Here is a 12130-nt window from a genome sequence, read left to right on the forward strand (position 1 = left end):
AGCAAATGAACCAGTTCGTCGATTGGAAGCTGGCGGCCAAGGCCGCGAAAACCCTGATGCCCGCCGGGCCGGGGATCCAGGCCCAGGATGCCGCGCGGATCATCGAGGAACTGCGCATCGCCGCCGGCGAAGGCCTGGTGGAGGCCGAGAAGGTTTCCAAGCTGGCTGCTTCCGCGCCCTCGCAGACCCTGGTGGTGGACCGGTCCGGCTGGGCCAAGGCCGTCAGCCAGAATTTCGCGGCCCTGCTCCCGGCAGCGCGCCAGGACGTCCCCGGGGTGGTCCCCTTGATTGCCGGCGCAGAACTTGGCGCGGTGCTCTCGGTGCTGGGCACCCGGGTGCTGGGCCAGTTCGATTCGTTCGTCGGCCCGCGCCTGCTGCTCAACGCCCCGACCATCACCCAGATCCGCGGCGAGCTGAATGTGAACGCCCGCGACTTCTACCTGTGGATCGCCACCCACGAGCAGACCCACCGCCTGCAATTCGAGCACGCTGCCTGGATTCCCGGGGTCATGAAGCAGACCCTGGCCGAGGCTTTCGAGCCGCTGGCCGGCACCACCCACTCCATGGGCGAACTGGGTGAACGCCTGAAGTCCATGAAGTCCGAGGTCAGCGAACTGACCAGCATCATGTCGGTGCTCGAAGGCCACGCCATGGTCGTGATGAACGATGTCACCTCGATCCGCAGCATCAAGACCATCCGCCGCCGCTTCGAAGCCCGTGGCGAGAACCGTTCGGCCCTGGCGATCCTGCTGGGCAAGCTGCTGGGATTGGATGCCAAGGCGCTGCAGTACAAACGCGGGGCAAAATTCGTGCGGCATATCGTCGACGCGATCGGCTACGAGGGCTTCAACGAAATCTTCACCGCCCGCGAGATGTTCCCGAGCGCCGGGGAACTCGATGACCCGGAACGCTGGCTGGCCCGCACCCGATGAGCCGCGCCCTTCACCTTGCCCGCGCCGCCATCAGTGCCAGCAGCGCGCCCGGGCTGAACCTGATCGGGGTTTCCGGCGGTGCCGACTCGCTAGCCCTGGCCATTGCCGCGGCGACGCTGCCCGCTTCCTTCGGCGCCGTGGTTATCGATCACGGCCTGCAGCCCGGCAGCGCCCAGGCGGCCGAACGAGCCGCCGGGCAATGCCGCGAGCTGGGATTGGACCCGGTGGCGGTGCTCCAGGTCGAGACCTCGGATGACGAGGCTTCGGCCCGCACGGCCAGGTACCAGGCCTTTGAAGCAGCCCTGCAGCAGTTCAACGCGCAGGCATTGATGCTCGCCCACACCCGCGACGACCAGGCCGAGCAGGTGCTGCTGGGGCTGCTGCGCGGATCGGGAACCCGCTCGCTGGCCGGCATCCCTGCCCGGCGCGGAGCCTACCGGCGCCCCCTGCTGGAACTGTCCCGGGCGCAAACCGAGGAAATCTGCCGGCAGGCGGGGCTTGGCTACTGGGAAGATCCGAGCAACGCGGACACCGGGTACAAGCGCAACCTCATCCGCCATAGGATCCTGCCCTTCTTGCGCGAGGAACTTGGCGAGCATGTTCCCGAAGCACTGGCGCGCACCGCCAGCCTGGCCGCCGCCGACGCCCAAGCCCTCGACGAATGGGCCCAAGCGGCCAAGGACGAGCACGGGTTGGCGATCCCGGACCTGGCCAAGCTGCCGGTGGCCATCAGCTCGCGAGTATTACGCCTGGCCGCCATGGAAGCCGGGGCCAGGAATGTGGGCCATGAGCGAACGGCGGCGCTGTGCGCGCTGGCCGGGCTCGGCGTCCCCAAGTCCAAATCAGCTGGTCCTGTGCAGCTGGATGGCAGGATCAGCGCCTTCCGGCGGCAATCGGTGATCGTTTTCACCACAACCGGCTAAACAACCTTCCGCTAAATGTGGCACTCTAGGTAAGTACCACACCTCTAGAATCAGGAGAATTCTCGTGGATTCCAATGCAGTCAAAGCCGATCTTGCGCACGTTCTGTACACCAAGGAAGAAATCCAGGCCCGCGTGGAAGAACTTGCCGCGCAGATCGACAAGGATTACGAAGGCCGCGACATCCTCGTGGTAGGTGTGCTCAAGGGCGCCGTGATGATCATGGCTGACCTGGTTCGCGCACTGAACTCCCACCTGACCATGGACTGGATGGCAGTGTCCTCCTACGGTTCGGGTACCCAGTCCTCCGGTGTGGTGCGCATCCTCAAGGACCTGGATTCCGACCTCATGGGCAAGCACGTGCTGATCGTCGAGGACATCATCGATTCCGGCCTGACCTTGTCCTGGCTGAAGTCCAACCTGGAATCCCGCGGCCCGGCCTCGGTGGAAATCTGCACCCTGCTGCGCAAGCCGGAAGCAGCCAAGGTGGAAATCGACGTCAAGTACGTCGGCATGGACATCCCGAACGAATTCGTGGTGGGCTACGGCCTGGACTTCGCGGAAAAGTACCGCAACCTTGATTGCGTGGGCACCTTGGCCCCGCATATTTACCAGTAGGGAACTTTTCTCGCCAATGGGGCGTTGAGAAATATCGAAGGTGGCGTGACCCGGACGCCAGAGCAGTGCGTGAGGGGGATGCGCCAGGCGCGGGGCCTGTCGGATCAATGAAAACGAAGAAGCTTTTTAACAGCTGGATCATTTGGGTCCTGGTCGGCGTAGTCGCCGTGGTGTTGTTCCTGCCGATGGTCTTCGGCAATAACTCGGCCAAGGTGGACACTTCCGTAGGCCTGCACCAGCTCACCAGCGGCAATGTCACCGAAGCGAAGATGTTCGACGGCGACCAGCGCGTGGATCTGAAGCTGCGCGACTCGCTGAAGGTCGATGGCGTGGACAAGGGCACCTCGGTGAGCTTCTACTACTCCACCGCCCGTGCCGAACTGGTGGTCGATGAGATCAACAAGGCCAACCTGGGCAAGTTCACCGACCAGCCGGTGGAAAGCAACTGGCTGCTGTCGATGCTCGGGATCATCATCCCGTTCCTGCTGATCGCCGGCATCTTCTGGTTCATCCTCGCCCGCTCCCAAGGCGGCGGCTCCAAGGTCATGCAGTTCGGCAAGTCCAAGGCGAAGCTGATCACCAAGGACATGCCGCAGGTGACCTTCAAGGATGTCGCCGGCGCCGACGAGGCCGTGGAGGAACTCCACGAAATCAAGGAATTCCTTCAGGAACCAGCCAAATTCCAGGCCCTGGGCGCGAAGATCCCCAAGGGCGTGCTGCTCTACGGCCCTCCGGGCACCGGCAAGACCCTGCTGGCCAAGGCCGTAGCCGGCGAGGCGGCGGTACCGTTCTACTCGATCTCCGGTTCGGACTTCGTGGAGATGTTCGTCGGCGTGGGCGCCTCGCGCGTTCGCGACTTGTTCGAGCAGGCAAAGACCAACTCCCCGGCGATCATCTTCGTTGACGAAATCGACGCCGTCGGCCGCCATCGCGGCGCCGGCATCGGCGGCGGCAACGATGAGCGCGAGCAGACCCTGAACCAGCTGCTGGTGGAGATGGACGGCTTCGACGCCACCACCAACGTCATCCTGATTGCCGCGACCAACCGCCCCGACGTGCTGGACCCGGCGCTGCTGCGCCCGGGCCGCTTCGACCGCCAGATCCCGGTGGAGGCACCGGATCTGAAGGGCCGCGAGCAGATCCTGGCCGTGCACGTGAAGGGCAAGCCGATGGATGCCACCGTGGACCTGAACGCCGTCGCGAAGAAGACCCCGGGCTACACCGGTGCCGACTTGGCCAACGTGCTCAACGAGGCCGCGCTGCTCACCGCCCGCTCCAACGCTAACCTGATCGACGACCGCGCCCTGGACGAGGCCATCGACCGCGTCATGGCCGGCCCGCAGAAGCGCACCCGCCTGATGGACGAGCACGAGCGCAAGGTCACCGCCTACCACGAGGGCGGCCACGCGCTGGTGGCAGCGGCCATGAACCAGACCGCACCGGTCACCAAGATCACCATCCTGCCGCGCGGCCGCGCGCTGGGCTACACCATGGTGGTTCCCGAATCCGACAAGTACTCGGTCACCCGCAACGAGCTGCTGGACCAGATGGCCTACGCCATGGGCGGGCGCGTCGCCGAGGAGATCGTCTTCCACGATCCGTCCACCGGTGCCAGCAACGACATCGAGAAGGCCACCGCCACCGCGCGCAAGATGGTCACCGAATACGGCATGAGCGAGAAGGTGGGCGCCGTGCGCCTGGCCGGCTCGGCTGCCGAGCAGGGCATGGGCACCGCCTCCCGCGACTTCTCCGACGAAATGGCCCACCTGGTGGACCAGGAAGTGCGCGAGCTGATCGAGCAGGCGCACAACGACGCCTACCAGGCGCTGATGGCCAACCGCCATGTGCTCGACCGCTTGGCCCTGGCGCTGCTGGAGCGCGAGACGCTGAACCAGAAGGAGATCGCCGAGATCTTCTCCGACCTGGTGAAGCGCGACAAGCGCGAAGTCTGGCTGAGCAACGAGGCCCGTCCGGTGCACCACGAGGGCCCGATATTAAGCCCCAAGGAGCGCGCAGCTTCCTCGACCGACTAGGATCGAAGCGTGAGTGAACTACAAGAGATTGATCAGCCGCGGATCGCGGCAGCCGTGCGCGAGATCCTGGAAGCCATTGGCGAGGATCCCGACCGCGACGGCCTGGTAGACACCCCGAAGCGGGTGGCCAAGGCCTATGCGGAGTTCTTCGCCGGCTTGCACCAGAAAGCGGCAGACCACTTGTCCACCACCTTCGACATCGAGCACGATGAGATGGTGCTGGTCAAGGACATCCCGTTCTACTCGACCTGCGAGCACCACCTGGTGCCCTTCTACGGTTCGGCGCATATCGGCTACATCCCGGGCAAGGGCGGCAAGGTCACCGGCCTGTCCAAGCTGGCCCGGCTGGTCGAGGTGTACGCCCGCCGCCCGCAGGTCCAGGAGCGCCTGACCACCCAGATCGTCGATGCCCTCGTGGAGCACCTGAACCCCTCCGGTGCGATCGTCGTCGTTGAATGCGAGCACATGTGCATGTCCATGCGCGGGGTGCAGAAGCCCGGCGCGAAGACCGTGACCAGTGCGGTGCGCGGGCAGCTGCGGGAAACCGCCACCCGTGCCGAAGCCATGAGCCTGATCCTCGGAAAGTAGGAACCCCCATGTCGCTTGGAGCGATCCCGGGCACCGGCCCGAACACCAGCCCATTGCCGGTGATCCGCAAGTCCAGCAAGAAGACCATGGCCGACCTGCCAACCGGCCGCACCCTGGTCATGGGCATCCTGAACGTCACCGAGGACTCCTTCTCGGATGGCGGGAAGTACCTGTCCGCCGATGCCGCGATCGACCAGGGCCTGAAGCTGCTGTACTCGGGTGCCGACATCATCGATGTGGGCGGCGAATCCACCCGCCCGGGCGCCACGAACGTCGATCCTGCCCTGGAGCGCGAGCGTATCATCCCGGTCATCGAAGCCCTGGTGAAGGCCGGCGCGGTGATCTCCGTGGACACCATGCATGTCTCCACCGCCCGCGCGGCCATCGCCGCCGGCGCGCACCTCATCAACGACGTTTCCGGCCTGACCTATGAGCCGGGCATGCCGGAGCTGATCGCGGAAACCGGCGTCCCCTACGTATTGATGCATCGCCGCGGCACCGCGCAGGACATGGTCTCCGAGGCCAACTACCAGGACGTGGTCACCGAGGTCATCGGCGAATTGCGCATGCTGCGCGATGAATTCGTCGCCAAGGGCGTGGCCCCGGAGCAGATCATCATCGATCCGGGACTGGGCTTCGCCAAGGATGCGCAGCACAATTGGGCGCTGCTGGCCAACGTCCCTGCCATCGAGGAGCTGGGCCACCGGGTGCTGATCGGCACCAGCCGCAAGCGCTTCCTGGGCGAACTGCTGGCCGAGGGTTCCAAGAGCCGCGCGCCGATGGAACGCGATTCCGCGACCGCAGCGACCACCGTGCTGGGCGCCCGCGACAAGGTCTGGGCAGTGCGCGTGCACGATGTCACCGGCAACCGCGACGCCATTGAAGTCGTGCAGGCCTATGGATCGCATTAGCATCTACGGAATTTCGGCCACCGGCTACCATGGCGTTTTCGACCATGAGAAGCGCGACGGCCAGGAATTCATCATTGACGTGGTGCTGCACGTGGATATCTCACGTGCGGCAGCCAGCGACAATGTTCTTGACACGGTGCACTACGGCGAAGTCAGCGAGCTGGTAGTCCAGCAGATCCAGGCCGGCCCGTGGGACCTGATCGAGAAGCTGGGCAGCGAAATCGCCGAGGCGATCCTCGCCGCCTACCCGGGCGTGTTCACCATCGACGTGGTGGTGCACAAGCCGCAGGCTCCAATCCCGGTACCGTTCACCGATGTCACCATCTCGCTGACGCGGCACCAGAAGCAGCACACCGCGATCATCGCGTTGGGCGCCAACCTGGGTGATCCGCAGGCTACCCTGGCCGCCGCGGTGCAGGACCTCGGCGCAGAAGTCGAGCTGCTCAAGGTTTCCCCGCTGGCCATCACCAAGCCGGTAGGCGGTCCGCCGGAACAGCCCGATTACACCAACCAGGTCGTCCAGGTGCGTACCCGGCTGGCCCCGCATGAGCTGCTGGATCTGTGCCAGTGGATAGAAGCCAAGCACCACCGCACCCGCGAGGTGCGCTGGGAAGCACGCACGCTGGATCTGGACCTGATCGCCTACGACCAGCTGAACCTGGATGATGAGCGGCTGACCCTGCCTCATCCGCGCGCCGCGATCCGCGGCTTCGTGCTGGCCCCGTGGAGCTGGATGGATCCGGACGCGGTGCTGAACGGGCAACTGGTTTCCCGTTTGGCCGCCGAAGCTGCCGATACGAAGGACATCATACGGCTATGGCCAAGCTGAAGCTGCGCTGGCTGCTCTGGTGCGCCGGGCTCGGGGCCGTGGCCGGCTGGATCGCGTTGCGCCTGCTCACCGCGGCAGGCAGGTACGCGCCGGTGCTGGACTACTCCGCCCTGTACTCGCTGGGCGCAGTCTGCGCGGTGATCCTGTTCCTGGGGATCCGCGTGAAGCGCTCCACCTTGGGCAAATCGGACTTCGAGCCGATCGCCGCAGCTCGTACCCTGGTTCTGGCCCAGGCCTCGGCGTATGCTGGTGCGGTGATTGCCGGTTGGCATGTTCCGGCCATCATCACCCTCTGGGCGGCCACTGGGATCACCCCCACCCTGACCCGCGGCCTAGTGCTGACTGGTGCTGGTGTCCTCATGGTGATTATTGGGTATATTGTTCAGCAACTGTGCAAACTACCTCCAGAGGATACCGATGGCAACAGCGACTCCGTGGTCACCGAATAACTTCACCCCAGCCCACCGGGACTACGCCAAGGTCAAGTTCACCACTTGGGTGATCACCTGGGGCCTGTTCCTGCTGGCGGCCCTGGTCCCTGCCGTGCTGGCAGTCACCGGCGTCGGCGTCCCGCTGTGGCTGGTGATTTCCCCGGTCCTGCTGGTGCTGGCTATCGCGTTGCCGGCATTGCGCATCATCCGCCGCCAGGTCGCCGCACTGGGCTATCTCGAACGCGAAGAAGACTTCATCGTCCGCTCCGGGGTGATGTGGCGCAAGCAGGTGGTCATTCCCTACGGCCGCATGCAATACGTCGAGGTCAACAGCGGGCCGCTGGAGCGCCGCTATGGGCTATGCCAGCTAACGCTGAACACCGCCGGCAGCGCTGCCACCGCGCACGTCTACGGGTTGCCCGAGGGCGAAGGGCAGGCCCTGCGCGAACGGCTTGTGGCCGCCGGCGAAGAGAAAATGCTATGAGCCAGGCCGAAGAACTGGCCACCGGAGACAGTGCCGAGCCATGGCAGCGGGTGCATCCAGCCAGCCCGTTCGTCCACGGCTGGCTGGCCATCATCGGCCTGGGCTACATCTACTGGCAGAACACCGACGACCTGTCCTGGGCGGAGCGCTTCTCCGGCACCAGGCTGATGTGGACCGTCGCGGGCGCCGGCATCGCACTGGCCGTGGTGCTCATCTTCTACTTCCTTTCCTGGTACTTCACCCGCTACAAGCTCACCAGCACCCACGTGTACGTGAATTCCGGGATGCTATTCCGCAGCCAGAAGCAGGCGCGCATCGACAAGGTGCAAGGCATAGACATTGCCCAGCCACTGGTAGCCCGGCTGCTGGGTCTCGCCGAACTGCGCTTTGACGTGGCCGATTCCTCCGAGTCGGTGCTGCGCCTTTCCTTCCTGCGCAAGGCCGATGCCCACGCGCTGCGCGTGGTCATCCTGGAGCGGGCCCGCGGCGAAGAACCTGCCGCTGCCCAAGAAAGCGGCTCCCACGACGCGGCGGATCGCGCTGCAGCCCAGCCGCAGGCCGCCGCGGACACATTGCCGCTGATGGCCAACGTGCCCATTGGGCGCCTGATTGGCTCCATGTTCCTGCAATTGCCGGTGATGTTCGGGGTGCTCGCATGTCTGGCGATGCTGGTGCTTTGGCTTGCCGGGGTCGACGGAATCATCGCGGCCCTGGTCCCCGCGGCCTTGGCCTTCGGCAGCTTCTACTACAAGCAGCTGAACCAGGGCTGGAACTTCACCGCCAGCGCCTCGGACACCGGCATGCGCATCAGCTACGGACTGGCTGACACCCGCCAGCACTCCATTCCTGCCGGCCGCGTCCAGGCCATTTCGGTGACGGCACCCTTCTTCTGGCGGATGCTGGGCTGGTACAAGGTGGAAGTCAACGTGCTGGGCACCAAGAGCGATGACGCGGATAACCTGCAGGTGCTCCCGGTGGGCGACTTCGAGTCGGTCGCCCGAATCATGGGGATCCTGCTGCCGGATCTTGGCGTCGCCAACCAGCGCGAGGTGCTGGCCACCGCGGTGAGCACCGGATGCGAACACGGTTTCACCGGCTCCCCGGAACGCGCCAAGCCGCTATCGCCCGGGGCATGGAAGCACCAGGCGTTCCTGGCCACCGGCACCACGGTGATTTCCCGGTATGGCTGGTTGGCCCGGCAGGCCAGCTTCGTGCCGCATAACCGGGTGCAGGGCATGAGCTGGGGCCAGGGGCCGTGGGAGCAAGGACGTAAACTGGCCGGTGTCCGCTTGCACTGTGCCGGCGGAAACATCATCGGATACCTGCATCAGATTGATGCGGACACCGCAGCAGAATTTATTCGGGCGCAAACCCGGCGCCTGGTTGAAAGGTAGAAGTGGACGCACCACGCTTGGGAATCGGCATCATCTCCGCCGGCAAGGTAGGCACCGTGCTTGGTGCGGCGCTGGCAGCCAGCGGACACCGGATCACCGGAATCCACGCCGTCTCGGAGGATTCGCGCGATCGCGCCGACGCCTTGCTGCCCGGCGTGGAACTGCTGGACCCAGCAGAAATCCTGCGCCGCAGCGAACTGGTGCTCTTTGCGGTACCCGACGACGTGCTCGGCGAACTGGTGTCCGGACTGGCAGCGGGCGGCCATATCGCCGCCGGGCAGTTGATCGCGCACACCGCCGGGCGGTACGGCACCTCGATCCTGCAACCGGCCTTGGATGCTGGCGCCTTTGGACTGGCAATCCACCCGGCCATGACCTTCACCGGCATGAGCATGGACCTCCAGCGCCTGACCGACTGCGTCTTCGCGGTCACCGCGGACGAGGCCATCCTCCCGGTAGCCCAGGCGCTGGTGGTGGAAATGCGCGGGGAGCCGGTGGTGATCGCCGAGCAGGATCGTGCCAGCTACCACGCGGCCCTGGCCCATGCGGCAAACCACCTGAACACCATCACGGCGCAATCGGCGGACATCCTGCGCCGGATCGGCGTGGAAGAACCATCCAATACCCTGCGCGCCCTGATGTACGCGAGCCTGGATAATGCCCTGCGTTCCGGCGCGGGCGCACTGACCGGCCCGGTAGCACGAGGCGATAGCGGAACGGTCACCGCGCACCTGCAAGCGCTGGCCGACGCCCCGGCGGAAACCAACAATTCCTATCGGAGCCTCTCGCGCGCTACCGCGCTGCGCGCCGCAGAACGCGGACTGATCTCCCAAGGCACGCTGGAAGAGCTTCTGCGAGTTCTAGAATAGAAGCGTGAAAACCCCGAAGATTGTAAAGACCCGTGCCGAGCTGAAGGCTGCTATTGCCGCAGCTAACCCGGGATCGCTGGGCTTCGTGCCCACTATGGGAGCCCTGCACCGCGGACATGCTTCGCTGTTCAAGGCCGCCCGCGCAGAAAACGAACTGGTAGTCATCTCCGTATTCGTCAATGAGCTGCAGTTCAACGATGCCAGCGACTACGCCAACTATCCGCGCCAGCTCGACGCTGATGTGCAGCTGGCCGCGGCCGCCGGCGTCGATCTTGTCTTTGCCCCGGACGCTTCCGAGATCTACCATGCCGGCCTTCCGCTGGTGAAGTTGAGCTCCGGCGCGCTGGGCGAAATGTATGAAGGCGCCTCGCGTCCAGGCCACTTCGATGGCATGCTGGCCGTAGTCGCCAAGCTGCTGCACTTGACCGACCCGCGTCGGGGCGAATACCGCGCCTACTTCGGCCAGAAGGATGCCCAGCAGCTGATGCTGATCCGCCGCATGGTTGCCGACCTGGACTATCCGGTAGAACTGCGTGCGGTGCCGATCGTGCGCAGCCCGAAAGGCCTGGCGCTTTCCAGCCGCAATGCATTGCTCAGCGAGGAAGAGAAGGAAGCAGCCTTGGTGCTGCACCGTTCGATCCAGCTGGTTGCCGACCGTGCGGCACGCAATGAACCGCTGTACATCGAGGATGCCATCGGCATGTACCAGATGGCCCCGCTGGTGGAGCTGGACTACTTCGCCGTCGTTGACCCGGATACCCTGCAGGAACTGGCATTCAACTGCCAGGACACCCCCTTCACCGGCGAGGGCTTGATCCTTGTCGCGGCGAAGGTGGGCAACGTCCGTCTGATCGACAACCAGCCGATTTAGGCAAAGCGTCGAGCAGCCTGCCCGAGGACCTGGCGGAAGCCGCACAGCTCCTGCATGATTTCGGCGGCGGGCTGCTCGGCGCCAACGAACTGCACTGCCTCACCGGCATAGACCGGGGCTATGTCCGTCAGCGCTTCGGAGCGGGCCTGATCCATCTGCTCGCGCAGCGCATCGTTCGGCTCCCAGCTGGAAAGATCCGCGTGCTTGTCGCTGAACTCATTGCGCAGCGCCCGTCCGCCGAACTCGGGCGCCCATGGCAATTGCTGGGCGAGATCGAAGGCGCGGGTATAGATAGTGTCATCCAGGCCCGCATTGCGTGCTGCGCTCTTCATGTTCCCGTGCCCGCTGGACTCTGCTGCCGAGAGGAAACGGGTCCCGATCCAGGCAGCTTCCGCGCCAGCTGACAGCACCGCGGCGATACCTCGCGCAGTGCCGATGCCTCCGGCCGCCACCACAGGCTTCTGGTGCTGGGCGGTTGCCAGCTGCAGCAGCGGCAGAGTTCCGGCTTCATTGCGGCCATGTCCGCCACCTTCTGCGCCACGGGCAATGATGATGTCGATGTCATCAGCCATCGCGCGTTCCAGATCTGCCGCATTGCCTACCTGCATGGCGGTCAGAACTCCAGCCTCATGGGCTACCGCCGCGGCCCGGGTGACATCGCCGAAGCTCAAGGTCACCAACGAGGGCCCGAACTCCAAGAAGGCCTCTAGCGGGGAGAGATCCGTTTCCAGCGCCCAGGCCATGAAGCCGACGCCCCATGGAGTACTCAGGGATTCAACGAATTGCGTTTGCTGTTCAATCCAGTCAGCTGTGGGAGTTGCTGGCGAACCGATCATCCCTACACCTCCCGCGTGGGAAACAGCTGCAGCCAAGGCGCCGCCAGCCGCGCCAGCCATAGATGCATTGAAGATGGGTTCACGGTATCCAAGGAGTCTTTGCAGGTCGCTCATGAGCCCAGACTAGAACAGCGAAATGAATGTGACCTAGAACGCGGCCCCTCGATTTGTAAGTGCCCAAGAACCTGTGTATAGTTTTTATCTGTTGCCGGAACGGAAACAACACGGAATCTACCGATTGTTTACCCGGCAGCCAATCACTTTTCACTGAAGGTTTTCCGCCGATTTTGATCGGATCAGGAAGTCTGGTAAGTTGGAAAAGTTGCTCCGGAGCGAAGCAGTCATCGAAGGATTGGTGGTTGTGGTGTCGAGAGTGTTTGTTGTTTGAGAACTCAATAGTGTGCCAAGTTTGT

Annotated in this window: 13 protein-coding genes; 12 read left to right on the forward strand and 1 reads right to left on the reverse strand. The window is 64.5% G+C overall.

All coding sequences use genetic code 11. The features are described from left to right. Positions 1-5 precede the first annotated feature (5 nt). The 12 genes from ACIQTS_RS06390 (at position 6) to panC (ending at position 10881) form a co-directional block, all read left to right on the forward strand. On the forward strand, positions 6-932 hold the full coding sequence (locus ACIQTS_RS06390) for a zinc-dependent metalloprotease (protein WP_402472120.1): 927 nt from the start codon (positions 6-8) through the stop codon (positions 930-932). Then, positions 929-1855 carry a tRNA lysidine(34) synthetase TilS gene (gene tilS / locus ACIQTS_RS06395; RefSeq protein WP_286134349.1) on the forward strand — a complete coding sequence of 309 codons (927 nt, stop codon included), beginning with the start codon at positions 929-931 and terminating at the stop codon, positions 1853-1855. Before ACIQTS_RS06390 ends, tilS begins: the two co-directional genes overlap by 4 nt. Before the next feature lie 64 nt (positions 1856-1919). Beyond that, a complete protein-coding gene (gene hpt, locus ACIQTS_RS06400) occupies positions 1920-2471 on the forward strand; it encodes a hypoxanthine phosphoribosyltransferase (protein ID WP_105658629.1) in 552 nt (183 codons plus the stop codon). A gap of 107 nt (positions 2472-2578) precedes the next feature. After that, on the forward strand, positions 2579-4504 hold the full coding sequence (gene ftsH, locus ACIQTS_RS06405; RefSeq protein ID WP_402472122.1) for an ATP-dependent zinc metalloprotease FtsH: 1926 nt from the start codon (positions 2579-2581) through the stop codon (positions 4502-4504). Positions 4505-4513: 9 nt separating this feature from the next. Beyond that, positions 4514-5092: a GTP cyclohydrolase I FolE gene (gene folE / locus ACIQTS_RS06410; RefSeq protein ID WP_286134348.1), complete on the forward strand. Its 579-nt coding sequence runs from the start codon at positions 4514-4516 to the stop codon at positions 5090-5092. Between the two features lie 8 nt (positions 5093-5100). Further along, positions 5101-6003: a dihydropteroate synthase gene (gene folP / locus ACIQTS_RS06415; protein WP_105658627.1), complete on the forward strand. Its 903-nt coding sequence runs from the start codon at positions 5101-5103 to the stop codon at positions 6001-6003. Next, the gene (gene folK, locus ACIQTS_RS06420; RefSeq protein WP_166650737.1) at positions 5990-6832 is read left to right on the forward strand and encodes a 2-amino-4-hydroxy-6-hydroxymethyldihydropteridine diphosphokinase; all 843 of its coding nucleotides are present in this window, start codon (positions 5990-5992) and stop codon (positions 6830-6832) included. The genes folP and folK overlap by 14 nt, the downstream gene beginning before the upstream one ends. Further along, positions 6820-7281: a DUF3180 domain-containing protein gene (locus ACIQTS_RS06425; RefSeq protein ID WP_105658625.1), complete on the forward strand. Its 462-nt coding sequence runs from the start codon at positions 6820-6822 to the stop codon at positions 7279-7281. The genes folK and ACIQTS_RS06425 overlap by 13 nt, the downstream gene beginning before the upstream one ends. After that, entirely contained in the window at positions 7250-7747 is a 498-nt protein-coding gene (locus tag ACIQTS_RS06430; protein ID WP_388024664.1) for a PH domain-containing protein, read from the forward strand. The genes ACIQTS_RS06425 and ACIQTS_RS06430 overlap by 32 nt, the downstream gene beginning before the upstream one ends. After that, entirely contained in the window at positions 7744-9141 is a 1398-nt protein-coding gene (locus tag ACIQTS_RS06435; RefSeq protein ID WP_402472127.1) for a PH domain-containing protein, read from the forward strand. Before ACIQTS_RS06430 ends, ACIQTS_RS06435 begins: the two co-directional genes overlap by 4 nt. 2 nt (positions 9142-9143) lie before the next feature. After that, positions 9144-10010, forward strand: coding sequence for a DUF2520 domain-containing protein (locus ACIQTS_RS06440; protein ID WP_332595340.1), 867 nt, complete (start codon positions 9144-9146; stop codon positions 10008-10010). 4 nt (positions 10011-10014) lie between these two features. Next, on the forward strand, positions 10015-10881 hold the full coding sequence (panC, locus tag ACIQTS_RS06445; protein ID WP_400289634.1) for a pantoate--beta-alanine ligase: 867 nt from the start codon (positions 10015-10017) through the stop codon (positions 10879-10881). On the opposite strand, the gene ACIQTS_RS06450 is transcribed toward panC, so the two are convergent. Next, a complete protein-coding gene (locus ACIQTS_RS06450) occupies positions 10878-11831 on the reverse strand; it encodes a nitronate monooxygenase family protein (RefSeq protein WP_105662165.1) in 954 nt (317 codons plus the stop codon). The two genes, panC and ACIQTS_RS06450, sit on opposite strands and share 4 nt — an antisense overlap. Between the last annotated feature and the right edge of the window lie 299 nt (positions 11832-12130).

Origin of the sequence: Glutamicibacter sp. NPDC090743, from assembly GCF_044769125.1 — a bacterium.
Classification (GTDB): Bacteria; Actinomycetota; Actinomycetes; order Actinomycetales; family Micrococcaceae; genus Glutamicibacter.